Annotated in this window: 18 protein-coding genes and 2 pseudogenes; 5 read left to right on the plus strand and 15 right to left on the minus strand. The window is 66.8% G+C overall.

The window, feature by feature from the left end:
- From AC08OO_RS18495 to AC08OO_RS18505, 3 genes and pseudogenes are all read right to left on the minus strand, one after another.
- A pseudogene (locus AC08OO_RS18495) lies at positions 1-187 on the minus strand (hypothetical protein); the annotation flags it as partial.
- 30 nt (positions 188-217) lie between these two features.
- Positions 218-829 carry an ATP-binding protein gene (locus AC08OO_RS18500; protein WP_476610983.1) on the minus strand — a complete coding sequence of 204 codons (612 nt, stop codon included), beginning with the start codon at positions 827-829 and terminating at the stop codon, positions 218-220.
- A gap of 61 nt (positions 830-890) precedes the next feature.
- Positions 891-1,187, minus strand: a complete 297-nt coding sequence (locus AC08OO_RS18505) for a hypothetical protein (protein ID WP_476610982.1) — start codon at positions 1,185-1,187, stop codon at positions 891-893.
- Between the two features lie 203 nt (positions 1,188-1,390).
- Between AC08OO_RS18505 and AC08OO_RS18510 the strand changes: the two genes are divergently transcribed.
- Together AC08OO_RS18510 and AC08OO_RS18515 are read left to right on the plus strand one after the other, a co-directional pair.
- Positions 1,391-2,260 carry a helix-turn-helix domain-containing protein gene (locus AC08OO_RS18510; protein ID WP_476610981.1) on the plus strand — a complete coding sequence of 290 codons (870 nt, stop codon included), beginning with the start codon at positions 1,391-1,393 and terminating at the stop codon, positions 2,258-2,260.
- Positions 2,257-2,466 (plus strand): DUF397 domain-containing protein, encoded by a 210-nt coding sequence (locus AC08OO_RS18515; protein ID WP_476610980.1) that lies wholly within the window; start codon positions 2,257-2,259, stop codon positions 2,464-2,466. Before AC08OO_RS18510 ends, AC08OO_RS18515 begins: the two co-directional genes overlap by 4 nt.
- A gap of 161 nt (positions 2,467-2,627) precedes the next feature.
- Here the strand turns inward: AC08OO_RS18515 and AC08OO_RS18520 are convergent, their stop codons facing one another.
- The 4 genes from AC08OO_RS18520 to AC08OO_RS18535 are packed head-to-tail and all read right to left on the minus strand — an operon-like array spanning position 2,628 to position 5,095.
- Positions 2,628-3,482, minus strand: a complete 855-nt coding sequence (locus tag AC08OO_RS18520) for a radical SAM protein (protein WP_476610979.1) — start codon at positions 3,480-3,482, stop codon at positions 2,628-2,630.
- Between the two features lie 37 nt (positions 3,483-3,519).
- A complete protein-coding gene (locus AC08OO_RS18525; protein WP_476610978.1) occupies positions 3,520-4,215 on the minus strand; it encodes a glycosyltransferase in 696 nt (231 codons plus the stop codon).
- Positions 4,167-4,589 carry a glycosyltransferase gene (locus AC08OO_RS18530; protein ID WP_476610977.1) on the minus strand — a complete coding sequence of 141 codons (423 nt, stop codon included), beginning with the start codon at positions 4,587-4,589 and terminating at the stop codon, positions 4,167-4,169. The genes AC08OO_RS18525 and AC08OO_RS18530 overlap by 49 nt, the downstream gene beginning before the upstream one ends.
- A 50-nt stretch (positions 4,590-4,639) precedes the next feature.
- Complete coding sequence (locus AC08OO_RS18535; protein WP_476618818.1) at positions 4,640-5,095, minus strand: hypothetical protein; 456 nt, start codon at positions 5,093-5,095, stop codon at positions 4,640-4,642.
- 160 nt (positions 5,096-5,255) lie between these two features.
- Here AC08OO_RS18535 and AC08OO_RS18540 point away from each other — a divergent pair, with 160 nt between their 5' ends.
- Complete coding sequence (locus tag AC08OO_RS18540) at positions 5,256-5,918, plus strand: PIG-L deacetylase family protein (protein WP_476610975.1); 663 nt, start codon at positions 5,256-5,258, stop codon at positions 5,916-5,918.
- 7 nt (positions 5,919-5,925) lie between these two features.
- Here AC08OO_RS18540 and AC08OO_RS18545 read toward each other — a convergent pair whose 3' ends face one another.
- From AC08OO_RS18545 to AC08OO_RS18560, 4 genes are all read right to left on the minus strand, one after another.
- Positions 5,926-7,647 (minus strand): proline--tRNA ligase, encoded by a 1,722-nt coding sequence (locus tag AC08OO_RS18545; RefSeq protein WP_476610974.1) that lies wholly within the window; start codon positions 7,645-7,647, stop codon positions 5,926-5,928.
- A 926-nt stretch (positions 7,648-8,573) separates the two neighbouring features.
- Positions 8,574-10,016, minus strand: coding sequence for a recombinase family protein (locus tag AC08OO_RS18550; RefSeq protein WP_476610973.1), 1,443 nt, complete (start codon positions 10,014-10,016; stop codon positions 8,574-8,576).
- A gap of 68 nt (positions 10,017-10,084) precedes the next feature.
- Positions 10,085-10,327, minus strand: a complete 243-nt coding sequence (locus AC08OO_RS18555; RefSeq protein WP_476610972.1) for a hypothetical protein — start codon at positions 10,325-10,327, stop codon at positions 10,085-10,087.
- Between the two features lie 65 nt (positions 10,328-10,392).
- Positions 10,393-10,647, minus strand: a complete 255-nt coding sequence (locus AC08OO_RS18560; RefSeq protein WP_476610971.1) for a hypothetical protein — start codon at positions 10,645-10,647, stop codon at positions 10,393-10,395.
- A 172-nt stretch (positions 10,648-10,819) separates the two neighbouring features.
- Between AC08OO_RS18560 and AC08OO_RS18565 the strand changes: the two genes are divergently transcribed.
- Entirely contained in the window at positions 10,820-11,086 is a 267-nt protein-coding gene (locus AC08OO_RS18565) for a hypothetical protein (RefSeq protein ID WP_476610970.1), read from the plus strand.
- A complete protein-coding gene (locus tag AC08OO_RS18570; protein WP_476610969.1) occupies positions 11,083-11,373 on the plus strand; it encodes a hypothetical protein in 291 nt (96 codons plus the stop codon). The genes AC08OO_RS18565 and AC08OO_RS18570 overlap by 4 nt, the downstream gene beginning before the upstream one ends.
- A gap of 534 nt (positions 11,374-11,907) precedes the next feature.
- Here the strand turns inward: AC08OO_RS18570 and AC08OO_RS18575 are convergent.
- From AC08OO_RS18575 to AC08OO_RS18590, 4 genes and pseudogenes are all read right to left on the minus strand, one after another.
- Positions 11,908-12,417 (minus strand): DUF6328 family protein, encoded by a 510-nt coding sequence (locus tag AC08OO_RS18575; RefSeq protein WP_476610968.1) that lies wholly within the window; start codon positions 12,415-12,417, stop codon positions 11,908-11,910.
- Between the two features lie 10 nt (positions 12,418-12,427).
- Positions 12,428-13,048, minus strand: coding sequence for a hemerythrin domain-containing protein (locus AC08OO_RS18580; RefSeq protein ID WP_476610967.1), 621 nt, complete (start codon positions 13,046-13,048; stop codon positions 12,428-12,430).
- 193 nt (positions 13,049-13,241) lie between these two features.
- Positions 13,242-13,709: a hypothetical protein gene (locus AC08OO_RS18585; RefSeq protein ID WP_476610966.1), complete on the minus strand. Its 468-nt coding sequence runs from the start codon at positions 13,707-13,709 to the stop codon at positions 13,242-13,244.
- Between the two features lie 343 nt (positions 13,710-14,052).
- Positions 14,053-14,333, minus strand: a pseudogene (locus AC08OO_RS18590) (hypothetical protein); the annotation flags it as partial.

The following is a 14,333-nucleotide window of genomic DNA, read 5'->3' on the forward strand; positions in this document are numbered from 1 at the left end:
CGGCGTGGCCGTTGATATGGTCAGCGGCCCGTGTCAGCGTCCAGCCGTGCGCCTGCCGGAAAGCCGTGCGAGGACGAACCCGGTAACGAAGCATGAACTCGTCAGAGATCTCCGCATGGGTCATTCCCGCGTCCAGTATCTGGACCCGTAGCGCATTCCGTTCCGCTCTCACACTCGGCTTGCCCATGCCTTGTCTCCCCCTTCCCGGTCACGTACGTCACGCCGTGCGCGCCATGGCGTCGGGCGAGCGCTGGCCGGAGGAGGGCAGGTGCCACGGGTCCAGCGCACGCAGCGCGTCCACGACCCGCCGCAGGGTCCCGGGATCGGTGCTGTAGAATACGGGCTCCTCCGGTTCCGGCACGGGCGTCGGTGTCCGCGTCGGCATCGCCACATCGGCGTGCGACGCCTGCGGGCCGGGTAGACCGCCGGGAATCTCGGCCCACACGACTTTCCCGCCGGTCTTGACCGGGTACCACCACCATTGGCTGGAAAGCTCGTCGACCATCAGTAGACCCCGCCCATCCTCGGAGAACACGTCCGGGGTTTTGATGCGGGGAGGGCTGCCGTTGGCGTCCCATATTTCGACGAGGACGTTTCCGATGGTGGCGGTCAGTCGTATGGCCACGACGTCGTGCGGGCGGCTCGCCTTCGCGGCATTCGAGGCCAGTTCACAGACGACGATTTCGGCGCTGCTCACGGCGTCCGCGTCCACCGACCATTGCGTGAGCGTGAGGACCGTGCGCTCCCGCATCTCGGGAACGGCCGCGACGGTCGGCGGGAAGTGCGCTACCGCTATGCGGATCGTGGGCGATGGGTCGGCCGCTGTCATGCCGAGCCCCTTGGAGTGGTCGACGCGCGTGCGGCTGTGCAGCGGCCGATGATCGTGGCGTTCACGGCCGGGTGCACTGCGCGGACTGGCGCTGTGACGTGTCGTCCGTGTGGGCAGTGCCGAGGGACGGCAGGTCGCAGCCGGGGAGGACGGCGAACTCGGCCCACGCCACCAACTCACAGCGGGCGGGGGACACGCGACGGCTGACCTTCGCCACGCGATCATCAAGGGTCAGGGGAAGACGGGTACGCGCCTGTCCCATCCGCAGGTGCGCCCACTCGTGGGCAGCGTCGAACTCAGGGAACGCGCCGAGCGGTCGTCCATCCGCGTCCCACACCACGAACCGGCGTTCGTCCATGGCCCTCTCCCCTCGGTTGGTGACGGGAGGCCCCTCGCTGTGCCTCCGCCCGCGCGGCGCTCGTGCTGTCACGGACAGCGCCGCAGTACTGGCAGAATGCACGGCTAATCTGGCATACGCAAGTACGTACGCGCGTTGCATGGGCTTGCGTAGATCAGGCCGCGGGTCGGGCTGGCAGACTGCAACCAGGAGAAGGGAGGACCATGGCGAGCACGCCAGGCCCCACCGTGCGGCGTCGGCGTCTGGGCGCCGAGCTGCGCCGGCTACGGGAGGCCAAGGAGCTGACCGTCGACCAGGCCGGGGAGCACATCCACCGCAGCGGGCCGACGATCAGCCGGATGGAGACAGGCCAGTTCCGGTTCGTCACGCGCAACGTCGCAGACCTGCTCGACCTCTACGGCGTCACCGACGCCAACCAACGACAGGCATTGCTGGCGCTGGCGAAGGAGACCCGCAAGCCCGCGTGGTGGCACTCCTACGGCGATGTCGTGCCGCGCTGGTTCCAGGTCTACATCGGCCTGGAAGCCGAAGCCTCCACGATCACGACCTTCCAGGCCCTGCTTGTGCCCGGCCTGCTCCAGACGGAGGACTACGCGCGGGCGGTCATCCGCGCCGCCTCGCCAGAGCTACCCACGCACGAAGTCGACCGTGCCGTGGAACTGCGGATGAACCGGCAGAAGATCCTGACCGCAGATCAGCCCGCCCAGTTCTGGGCCATCCTCGACGAGGCCGTGATCCGGCGCCACGTCGGCGCTCCCGCGATCATGGCCAGGCAGCTTGACCGGCTGATCGAGGCATCCGAGCAACCCGGAGTGACGATCCAGGTCGTGCCCTTCACTGTCGGCGCCCACGCCGGCATGATCTCAAGCTTCACGATCCTGGGCTTCCCGGACACTGACGGAGCCCCGGAAACGGTCTACATCGAGGCTCCCACGGGCAGTCTCTACCTGGAGAAACAGACCGAGGTACGGCGCTACGAGGCGTGGATGAACCAGCTCCGAAGCTCCGCTCTCGCCCCGACCACTGGCGCCCTGTCGATCATCAAAGCCGCACGTGAGGACATGGAACGATGACCACGCACAGCAACGACGCCCTGAACTGGCGTAAGAGCAGCTACTCCGGCGGCACCGGCGGCGACTGCGTCGAAGTCGCCACCCTGCCCGATGGCGGCCGAGCCATCCGCGACTCCAAGCACCCAGGCGGGCCGATCCTGCGCTTCACACCCGCCGAGTGGGCCGCGTTCCAAGCAGGTGTCCGCGACGGCGAGTTCGACTCCTGACACAGAGCCCCGCCGCCACCACCGGGACCGCGCGGGCGTCGCAGGTGCGGGCATCTCCCGCCCGGCGACGCCCGCTTGCTATGCTCGCCGAGCGGGCACGATCAGCCGTGGCGACGTCATGGTGTGATACGGCTTTCCTTGCGCCGTCCGGAATTCGGCAGTCAGTCTCGGGGAAGGCGTTCGATCAGGTTCGCATCCCTGATGTTGCCATGGACGATCCGTTCCGCGTTCCCGTCCGCGTGGTTCCATTCCACGTCATTGTTCTGTAGTGGACTCCACACGGTCCCACTCCCATCGATCAGCAGGTACCCGTTCTTGCGGAACGTGTTGGACTTCACCGTGACCGATATGTTCGGGAGCAGCTCCTGAAGGCCCTTGACCGCTTGGTCGAATTCCCCATCCTCGATCTCGAAATAGCGGCGGTTTCTACTGCCGAGAGGGCCACTCGGCATGAACTGGAATAGCTGCCACTGTCGTATTCCGCCGAAGTTTGCCAGGGTCTCCGCAATGACTCCAAGGCAGCCGATGTTGTGCTTGTGGACGACTGTATTTACCCCGATCCGGGCTCCCGCAGATTCAAGAAGCGACAGGCATTCGACCTGGTCGGCAGCCGATCCGAACCTGCGAAACGAAGCGATCGTGTCATCATCGACGCCATCCAAGGGGATACCGACGAGGTCTACCAGTCGCGCGACAGCCTCCGGCTCGATCCTGGGTATCGTTCCGTTGCCCATGAAACGGATTCTTGCATCTCGCAGGAAAGCCGTCCCCACCGTGTCGAGATGAATGCGAAGGTCCAGTTCTCGGAGCCCTCGGAGCAGATCGATAACATCGGGCCTGGTAAGGGGATCGCCGCCGCCGACCGTGACCTTGCGAACACCGAGTTCAGCGTGGAGTCGCCGGAAAAAATTTAGGATCACCCCGGTCTCGACCAGATCCCGAGCGAAGTGGTTGTAACAACCGGGGCAGGCGACGAAACACCCGTTTCCGGCCGTCAAGATGATGCTGCGACGCATTCGTCCTTCTCAAGGTCAAGCCAACCAGGGATGTCCTTTACCGCGAAGCGGTCAAAACGGCCCGATAGAGTTTTTCGTACTCGTTGGTCATGCGGCCCAGTGAGTAGAGTTCCGCGGCGAGCCTCCTGCACCCTTCCCTGTCCACCTCCGTCACCTCCGATAGCAGGCCAGGAAAGGAATCGTCGCATCCGGCTATCAGGCCGCCTTCGCCGTTCCGGACTACCTCGGGGGCCGCGCCGGACTGGGTGCCTACGATCGGCGTGCCGCAGGCCATCGATTCGATGGCAACCAGTCCGAACGGCTCGGGAAGGATGCTTGTGATGACCGTCGCCCGCGCGCCGCCCAGGAGACGCACCTTGTCCGAAAACCCGAGTTCACCGAGATACTGCACCTTCTCGCCGTCGATCCGTGGGGAAATCTCCCTGGCGAAGAACTCTCGGTCGGCAGGCTTGATTCTGCCAGCTATTCTGATCTGAATACCCGCGCTCAACGCAGCTTCGATGGCAAAGTGAGGTCGCTTTTCAGGGCGGAGGCGCCCCAGGAAGGCAACATACGGAGGGGATTCCGGCTGCCCACGGAAGGGGAATTCATCGATGTCCAGTCCGTGGCGTACCCGGGAATACCAGCCGACGGAGGGGTCGGAAAGACGCTGGTAGTCGCTGATCGCGACATATTTGTTATCGATCACGCTCGATAGCAGTCGGCGGTTGTCGGCATTGACGTAGCAGTGCACCGTGTGCAGCGTCTTACTGGCACCGTGTGCAGCGTCTTACTGCGTATTTCACGTAAGGCCACCGCTCCCAACAAGCCGGAGTTCGAGTGGAGATGGGAGTGGATGATGTCGAACTCGTCCGCTCGGCTCAGCACTTCGACCATCTGTGCAAGGCGAATAGCCTCGGGCTCGACGACGACGGAGTCGGCATTAAGCGAGCGCGGGTGGACCGCTACGAGCCTACCGGCCGGCGTTGAGTCACCGGAAGCGAATACCGTGACGTCATGACCTCTCCGCGTGAGTTCCTGTGAAAGGCTTGCGACGAGAGATTCGACCGCACCATATCTGACGGGCGGAACAGACTCCCACAGAGGCGCGACCTGTGCAATCCTCATAACAACTCCCGACTGGAGTGCCAATTCCGCGGCAGGGGATAGCGAAAACGTCAGTCGAACGCCGCGAGCCCCTCTCTCAAGCCTTCGCGGATAACCGTTGCGCAGCGGGTGATCTCGGCTTCCATGGCCGGAAAGGAAAACAATCGGATGTACTCCGCGATGTTCGACTCATAGATCCGCGGATTTATGCCGTGCTGCCGGAGCACTTCAGGCCACAGAGGCAGCATCCAAACATGGAAGTGCGGCCGGACGAACTTGTCTTCCTGGTAGGTCTGAACCGCGGCAGGCTTGAGATCGTCGCGCATGATCGTACGGACAGCCCCCATCACGGTCATGGTCCTCAACGCCAACTCAAGCGGAAGATCGGCGATCGTGGCGAGATGCGGCCGAACGCCCACCACCATGAATCCGGGAACCGGCCATTCCGCGTCTTGGCGGACGGTCAGTTCCCCATCGTCGTAGACCGGCCGCAGAATCGACGGCAAGTCGCCCTCATTCTCGTTCATGAAACAGCTGCGGCAGAGGTTCGCACGAACAATGTGACGACGGCCGTCAAGAAAGTCCAACGCCCTCATGTAGGCCAATTCCAACCCCCGCGCCTGTTGAGCGAGACGAAGGGACGGCCAAGGCTACCAGCGATGCGGAGCCCGTGAGACGATTTTCTCCATGACCGACCTGCTCGTGGTTGTGCCGCACCCGGACGACGAGACGCTCTACGCAGGTGGCACCATCCGACAGACCACCCGCCGGGGCCATCATGTGACCGTAGTCATGCTCACCCATGGCGAAGCGGGCCGGACGCTCGGCGTGTGCAGCGCTTCCGAACTCGCCACCCATCGCCGACGCGAGTTCGAGACAGCCATGTCGGTACTCGGCGTCACGGACGCATTCTTACTGACCTACCCGGACGGCACCCTTGGGGAGAATCTCGCCCGCGTCGCCGAAGAACTCTGCGACCTCGTTAACGATCGAAAGCCTCACGAGATCATCACGTTTCCGGCCAACGGGATGAACGGACACCCCGACCACGTGGCCAGCCACCATGCCACCCTGGACGCGGTTCGGCGAAGCCAATGGGAGCCGGCACGGCTACTCACCTTTGCCGACCCGACCGAGTACCGGCAAGATCCTCGCCCTGGCTACCTGCCGCCCACGGAGGTCAATCGACTGCGGGTACCACCGAATCGGTGCCATGACATCTCGGATGTAATCCCTGACAAGCTCCGCGCGCTGGGCAGCTACGAGACCCAGGCGCGGAGCGTAGTCAAGTTTCTACGTCTTCACCCCGAATGGTTCACGACCGAAATGTTCCACGAACAGGCACGGTAGAACGAAGTCACAGACTGCGGCGGAGACGCTCCACCGTCTTGGGTAGATCCGTGATGTCGACCTCGGTCACGACCGAGCGGTCCCGAGCGCGGACTTCGACGATCCCTTCTGCTGCACGGCGCCCTATGACAACCTGTACCGGACACCCAATCAGATCGGCATCCGCGAACTTCACTCCGGCGGAACTTCCGAGCCGGTCATCCACGAGGATGTCAAGCCCTTCCGCCTCCAGAGGCCCGGCGACCGATCTGACCACATCCCAATCGATCTTCCGGCCCAGCGGAATCACTTCTACGTCATAGGGGGCGAGCGCCGCCGGCCACACGACGCCATTCTCGTCGTGGTGCTGCTCGATCACGACGGAGAGAATCCGGCTGATGCCGATGCCGTAGCACCCCATCACCATAGGCGCGTCTCTGCCGTTGTCGTCAAGGAACGTCGCGCCCAGCGGCACGGAATACTTGGTGCCGAGCTGGAAGATGTGCCCGACCTCGACCGATCTTTCGACCGCGAGCGGACCCGTGCCATCCGGAGACGGGTCACCCGGTCTGACATTGGTCACGTCTGCGTACTCGTCCGGCTCGAAGTCACGTCCCCGGTTGCACCCAGTGACGTGATAGTCAATCTCGTTCGCACCGGTACACCAGTCCCGTCCGGCCGCCACGTGATGATCCGCGACGATCCGGCTTACATGGGGCGAGAGCCCCTGCGGCCCGACGTACCCGCGGACCAGGCCGGGGCTGGCCGCAAAGTCGTTCTCATCAAGGAGCGTGGGCGCCGCCCCGAGAACCGTCGTGAGCTTGTACTCGTTGATCTCCCGGTCGCCCGGACAGAGGGCAGCTACGATCTGAGCCCGTTCGTCACCAGAGCGCGGGATCTTGTACAGGACGCATTTGAGAATCCGGGCTGCCGGTATGTCCAGATGCGCGGCGAGTTCCTCGACTCCCGGAACCCCGGGAGTGTGGACCCGCTGGAGCGGCTGTGTCCCAGGCTCCACCTCGACGGGCCGCTGACTCGACGCGGCCTCCATGTTCGCGGCATAACTGCCGTCCGGGGCATAGACGAACAGATCCTCACCGATCTCGCTCGGGGCCATGAACTCGTGGTTCACGTCTCCCCCGATCTCGCCAGCCTGAGCCTCCACCGCTCGAAAGCGAAGCCCACAGCGGGTGAACACACGCTCGTAGGCGTCGTACATCACGCCGTATGTCTCTCGGAGCGAGTCCAGACCGGTGTGGAAGCTGTAGGCGTCCTTCATGACGAAGTCACGCGCACGAATGAGGCCAGACCTCGGCCGAAACTCGTCCCGGTACTTGGTCTGAATCTGGTAGACGCTCAGCGGCAGTTCCCGGTAGCTGCTGATCTCGTTCGCGATGAGGCTGGTCACCAGCTCCTCGTGAGTGGGACCAAGGCAGAACTCCGCCCCTTTGCGGTCCACCACCCTGAACATCAGGTCGCCGTAGTTGGCCCACCTGCCGGTCCGCTCCCACAACTCCCGAGGCATCAACGCCGGCATCAGAAACTCCTGGCAACCGGCCGTCGCCATTTCCTGCCGAACGATCTCCTCGACTTTACGGAGAACGCGAAGCCCGAGAGGGAGATAGGTATAGATCCCGAAAGCCACCTTCCGGACATACCCACCACGAACCAGCAGCTTGTGATTGACCGTCTCAGCCTCGGCGGGATCGTCGCGAAGTGTTCGCGCGAAGACACGAGAAAGATGATCCACGGGGACAGACCTCCGTCACTGGAAAGTAGCCGACCGACGGCGACAGGCCGTCACGCGCCGAACGACGCCGAGCCAGCCCTTGACGGGCGGCTCGGCTAGATCGGTCGACGTGCGGCCTCGACGGAGCCCACCGGGAGATCCCCTTTTCAACCTGATGCCGTACGTTCAGCGAAGCCTCGCGGAGCCACGCTGGCAGCTTTGCGACCAACTTACCGCCTCCGACAGCAGCGGCGGCAGGAGCCCTCGCCGGCCTGGCGACCGTTCATCGCCTCCCAGGACGGCGGCGCGGAGAGAGGCGCTGGGGTACCACAGGTCACCCGACCATCGGCCGCGAGCGGGCGGCCTGGCTCGGCTGTCGGCGGCCGGACTACTCGTGGGCATCGTTGCTCCGCGCGATCCATCGAAGCGGCGTGACAACGGTCGTTGCCGGCGAGCGGTCCGACAACCGCGGTTGCCACCCAAGATCGCTGTGCAGGTTGGATGCCCAGCGGGGATGGTCACAGTGGACTGGTCAATGTGGACCATTGATCGCTGGCATCGGCCGCGCGTGTCACAGCGTCGCAGGTCAAGGCCCTAATGTCCCGGACACGCTGTGCCGCTGGCTTTGCACGATCCCGCTGTGCCGTCGCATCCTGTCCCATAGGGGGCGTTGCTGGGCCCGGTGGCCGCGCGCCCCCGTCCGAGCTGCCGAGATCGTGCACAGCGTGCCTCCGTCACGGCGCGGGCAACGGCGCCCCCGTGACGGTGGCACTTCCCGCTGGCCTGTCGGCCCCGCATGCTCGGCCCGCCAACGAGTCCACGGACGCGGCAGGAGGGGGGCGACCGGAAGGGCGGTTCGCGTGCCAGTGTGGCTCTCAGCCGCGATGGCGGGCAGGTATGGCGAAGGCCCCCGGCGGATGCCGGGGGCCTTCGTCGGTGGTGGGGGGCTACCGGGGGTCGTTGAGGTCTCGCCACACGATCCGTACGCGCTGTGCCTTGTCGCCCTCGACGGTTCCGTCCCCGCCGATGATCACGCCGTCGATCAGTTGGGTGAGGATGACCCGCTTGGCGGCGATGTCCTCGCCGAGCCCGTCCCAGCCCGCGGCGCCGTTCACGGGCAGCGTGGCGCGCCGTCGCGCGCTGGTGTGCCTGCGGGCTTCGGTCTCGCGGATCTGGCGGACGATGGCCTTGTGGGCGTCGTCGTGGGCGTCGTCGTCCATCTTCCCGGACGCCCACCGGTCCGCCAGCGCGCTCTTGCGGGCTTCCAACGTCGCCAGCGCGGCGGCCCCAGGGTCCTCCGTCGCGGCAGGCTGGAGAACCAGTTCGTCCAGACGCCCCCGCACGGCAGCGGAGACCAGCCCGACGAGGACGTCCTCCCCGATGCGGACCTTGGCCGGACAGCGGCCGTCGCGGCGCTGGCAGTAGAGCCGCTTGCCGTTCGTGCCGTTCCCGGTCAGTTTGTGCCCGCAGGACGCGCAGTAGACGAACCCGGCCAGCAGGCGCCGCACCTTCTGCGCGTCGGTGTTGGTCCGCCGCCGTGCGTCGGTCAGGATCGCCCGGACCTGCTCCCACGTGTCGACGTCCAGCACAGCGGGCCACGCCGCCGGGCCCATGACCGCGATGGCGCCCGTGCTGCGCCGCGTGCTGCGGGTCTGGTAGCCGCGCATCCCGATCAGACGCGGGTTGACCATCATCTCCTTGAGTGTGGTCGGGTCCCACGGACGGCCCGTCACGGTCGCCACCCCGTCCGCCTGAAGCTGGCGCGCGATGGCGCCCAACGGCACGCCCTCCAGCACGTCAGCGGCGATACGGCGGATGACCGCCGTCTCCTCGGGGATGATCGCGTGGAAGTCCCGTACCGGCTTGCCCGCGTGGTCGGTGGCGACGATCGGCCCGTAGCCGTAGGCCCGGCGTCCGCCGTGGTGGCGGCCCTGCTCTGCCCGCTGCTGGGCGGCCCGCGAGACACGCTCCGCCGTGCGTTCGGCCTCTCCCGCGTCGATCGAGAAGATGATGTCGGCCATCATCCGGCCGTCAGCGGACGTGAAGTCCATGGTGGTGCCCTTGACCGGTATCAGCATGACGTTGCGGTCCCTGAACAGTTCGATCACGCGCATCCGGTCGGGCCGGTTGCGCAGGAACCGGTTCGACGTCCACGAGATCACCGCGTCGATCTCCCCGGCCCGCGCCATGGCCAGGATGTGCTCGAACTCCGGCCGGTAGTCCTTCGTGGCCGACAGGTCGTTGTCGGTCAGCACGTCGATCAGGTCGACGTCGTCACGCCGGGCGGCCAGCTCGCGGATGTCCTCGTCCTGGCGGGTGACCCCGGCTTCGATCCCTTCACGGTCATCGGAGATACGCCGGTAGCCGATCGTGCGCAGCTTGCGAACCACCCCAGAACCGTACGCCGTGTCCCGTGTGTCCGACCAGAGTGTGATATTGGGCCTCACGCGATTGGGCCTCACGCGGCCACGCTCCCCAACTCGTGACCGCACGTCGCGCAGCGGGAGCGATCGAAGACGTTGGGGACGTGCGGGCAGGGAACGAGCGTCAGCCGCTCCCCACGCGGCCACGCGCGGCACGTGAGCGCAGACCGATCGAACGGCCGGTAGTAGACGATGGCCCCGCCCTCGTCCAGCCGGGAGACGTAGTCCACCCATCCCAGCGACGTCGCCGCGCCAACCTCGACGTCGGCAACGTCCACCGTCGCCGGGACATCGCCGGACGGCGCCTCCTCGACGAGCCCCAGAGCGGTCCGGCCCGCGTCGGTCAGCCGGTAGGGCCGGATACGAACCAGCCCCCGCGCAGGTCACGGAACCTGTCGGGGGCCTCGACGATCAGGCCGTGCCTGACTAGGCTGTCGATCGTTCGGGCGTTGAGCTTGATCTCGGACGCGCCGTGCGCCGAGAAGTAGCCGTGACCGACGCTGTCGGCCCGGTAGAAGACCGTGCCCTCGGCAACGAGGGTCAGCGCACGGCGCTGAGGGTCCGACAGCCGCAGGGCCTTGCTGGTGTGTGCGTCCATGGGGACGACGGGACCATCCTGACCCCGATGCGGCAGTCTGACCTTCCCGCGCCCGGCGTCCGTGAGGGGCGCACGGTTACAGTTCCGGCTGTCCCGATCCTGGCCGGGTGTTCCGCCGCTACCGTTGATGCGGGGAGGAGTTGACTGTAGACGGAGAGCAACAGGAGGCGGCGTGGCGCAAAGACCTAAGCACCGGGACAAGCGGGGTAACACTGACGGCGGGTCCTCCACGGGCCGGAGCGGCACGAAACGAGGCGGGACGAGGAACACCGCCGACCCGGACGACATCGTCAACCAGGGCCCGCTGACCTGTCCGACGTGCGGCGGCTCCGGCCGGGCGGGCCGCCCGACCGCCGAGCTCGACGAGGACGGCATGTTCGGCGGTCAAGGTAAGGACAAGTGCGCATCGTGCGATGGCACCGGGAAGCAGAAGCGATGAGCGCCGAGTCGGAAGGCGGCGCTCCTGAGGAGCCTGCGGCGGACAACGCCCCCGAGGGGCCAGGCGTGATCATTCTGGAGTGTCCGAAGTGCCGGCGCGCCCAGTCGAGGGCCCGTGCGAACGCCCGGAAGGGTAACCGGGACGGCGGCCTCCCGAACCTCAACCTCCAGGCGGTCCCTGACCGCTGCCCCCACTACCGGGACGTCTGGGCGCCTGGGTTCGGGCCGGGTTCCGATCCGCTGTCGCCGCCGGGCACGCCGGAGGAACGTCGCCAGGGCCCGGTCTGACCCCGGGCATGCCGAAAGCGGCCCGCCCCACTCGGAGCAGCCGTCCTTCGAGGACCAAAACCATGATCAGATGCCACCCCGGCACCGCAAGATCGAATAATTCAGGAAATTAGCAGGTAGCAGCGATCTTCCGTTTCCACGCCGCGAACGTGCGCTCCCGTCCGGGGCCGGGTGGGCCTGTCGCCCCGGGCGGGTCCGCAGACCCCGTCAAAGTGGCCAACCGGCGTTGGTCCGGAGGCAGACATCGCCCGCAGAATTACGATGAGTAATAGATCCAGCCTGGACAGTTGCACCTGTGCTCCTGGAACCGCCCACGGTACGCGGCCAGTTGGCAGCCCAGCGGGCCGCCGCCTCGTCGTGGCTGGACGACTACGCCCACCCCGGCCGCCAGCCGCGCCCAGGATCAGCACGCTTTCACCCGGCGCCAACGCTGCCCGCCAGGAGAGGGGTAGCCATGCCGCCCAGCCCGCGTTGCCGAGCGCCGCAGCGACCGCGTCGGCGAGGACGTCGGGGACCTCCATGGAGCGCCAGGGGTCAGTCGCGGGCTGCGAGGCGGATGGCGGCGGGCACGACGGCCCACAGCACGACCAGCACGACGAAGGTGCAGCCCCCGGCGATCCAGCCGGCCGGCGCCCCCTTGACCACGTCGAAGATGAGCAGGACGACCCCGGAGACGGCCAGGGCGAACAATGCCAGGCCCACCTGGGCGAGCCGGTTCGCCACCCGGATCAGCGTCTCCTTCTCCCTGCGCCGGAAGACCGCGCGGTGCAGGCTCACCGGCATGATGAGCAGCCCGGTGGCGCTGACCGTCAGCAGCACGATCACGAGATAGAGCGACTTCTGCTCGTTGCTCAACGTCGTGAACCGCTGCTGGAACGGGATGGCGAGCAGGAAGGCGGTCAGCAGCTGCACGCCCGTCTGGACGACGCGCAGCTCCTGCAGCAGATCTCCCCAGTTGCGGTACCGGCGTTGCGCCGGGGTCTCCGAAGGGTCCGGCCCGCCGTTCGAGGAGTTCCCCCGGGTGGTGGAACTCCTCGCCGTCATCCCGCCGCCGTCATCCCGCCGCCGCCATCCCGCCGCCGCCGTCTGCCGACGCCGTCTGCCGCCGAGCGTCGCGCAGCCGGTCGACGAGGGACACCACCGGCCCGAATACCCGCTGAGCGGTGGGGGATCCCGCGACCGAGGGGTGCGGATGGGTGGGGGCGATCGCCTGAATGGCCCGCAGTCTGCGGCCCAGGCGCACGAGTTCGGATTCGGGACGGACCTGGCGCAGCGCCTCGAACTCCTCCCGCTCCTCGCGCTCGGCGTGTTCCAGCACCGTGTGCTCGAACGCGGCGAGCTTGGCCCCGAACTCGACGCTGCTCGCATCCATCCGATCGAGGTCGGCGAGGTCCCGACTCGCAGCCTTCTCCTCGTGGTTGCGGGCATCTGTCACCTCGGGCCCCACCACCTGCCGGCTGATCGGGCGCAGCACCACCTCCTCGCCGGCCTCGTGGGCCGCGAGCAGCGCCCGCAGCTCGTCGAACGTCTCCTGGCGGCGTCGGCCCGTCGATGTCCTGACCTTCCCGAACAGCTCGCGGATCTCGGCATGCTGCGCGAGCAGGATCCCGACCACATCGTCCTCGGGGAGCCGAGTCGCCCGGGTCCGTTCCCTCGTGGCCTTGCTGACCGTCATCGCACTCTCCTCATCGCGGACCGCGCACCGGACCGTGTCCCTGCTGGCCTGCCCGCTTGGCGGGAACAGGAACCTGGTCCGAGCGGGGGATGCGCCGGACCAGGATGGCCAGGCCCAGGGATGGGCGCTCTGAGAGGAGAGCAGGAGGTTCTTCGGAATTCGGAATCAGGAGGTTCGTCGGCGCCGGGCGGGTCTACCGGCGTTCGAACATCCAGGCCGCGGCCAGCGCTACGCCGACCACGATCCCGACGAGCAGCGCCCCGCCGAACACGAAGAAACCGACCGTCCTGATCAGGGCGATCGCGATCGGCAACGCCGCGGCCAGCAGGAACACGCCGTAGGTGCGCACCGGCGTGTTCACCATGGCAATGATCTTGCGCGGGCCCGTCACCCGGTTGACGTTCAGCTCGTCGGACACCGATGGCATGAGCCGGATCGTCGTCCACGTCAGCAGGACGAAGGCGATCGACAGCCCGAGGGCGTAGAGGAGCCCCACGCCGCGGCCGAAGGCGTCGAACGCCGCACCGGCGCCGATCACGGTGATCATCAGCGGGACGTACCAGGAGGTGGTGCGGTCCTGCCGGGCCTGACCGGCGAGCCAGCGCGCCTGGGCGAACCGTTCGCCGCGCCGACCGGAACCGCCGTAGTACTGATCCGCCATAGTCGCTCGACACTCCCCTCCCACGGCCGGCGCCGTGATGCCCCCGTACCTCACGGGGACATCACACCCCGGTCTGCCCATCCTCCCCCAAGACGAGGGAAAGCCGGGCCGTTTCGGGAGGATCACCTGCCCGCCGCGCCGTCACCGCTGGATCGCGGGCCGCGCTCGGCGCGGCCGCGAGAGCCGACACCGCAGGTGGCGCGGCAGGTGGCGCGGCGGTTGGCGCCGCCGGTGACCCGCCGTCCACCCGCTCGGTACGTGCCCGATCGGGCATCCCCGCCCGGGGCCCTCGATCTCGGGCATGTAAGAGGGCGTTTGATCTGTCCTGATTGCGACTTATGTTCTAGTAGGTGCCTCGCCAGGTTGGGGTGGCCTCGTCCGTTATGCGCCTGGCGAGGTTGTCGATCATAGCTATGTGGATCATGGATTCGGAGCTGGCGGGAAGGGTCTCGTCGTCGCGGGCCAGGCGGCGGCGCAGCATGATCCATCCCAGGCTGCGTTCGACGACCCGTAAGTGTTCGGTGATGTCGTGGGAGGGCTCGCCGAATGCCCGGCCGGCGTTGCCGGTCGGGTGCTGTCGGTGAGGCGAGTTAAGGCGCGGGTCCGTCGTGATCGGGGCGGGCG

It is taken from the genome of Frankia sp. CeCAU1 (assembly GCF_977971845.1).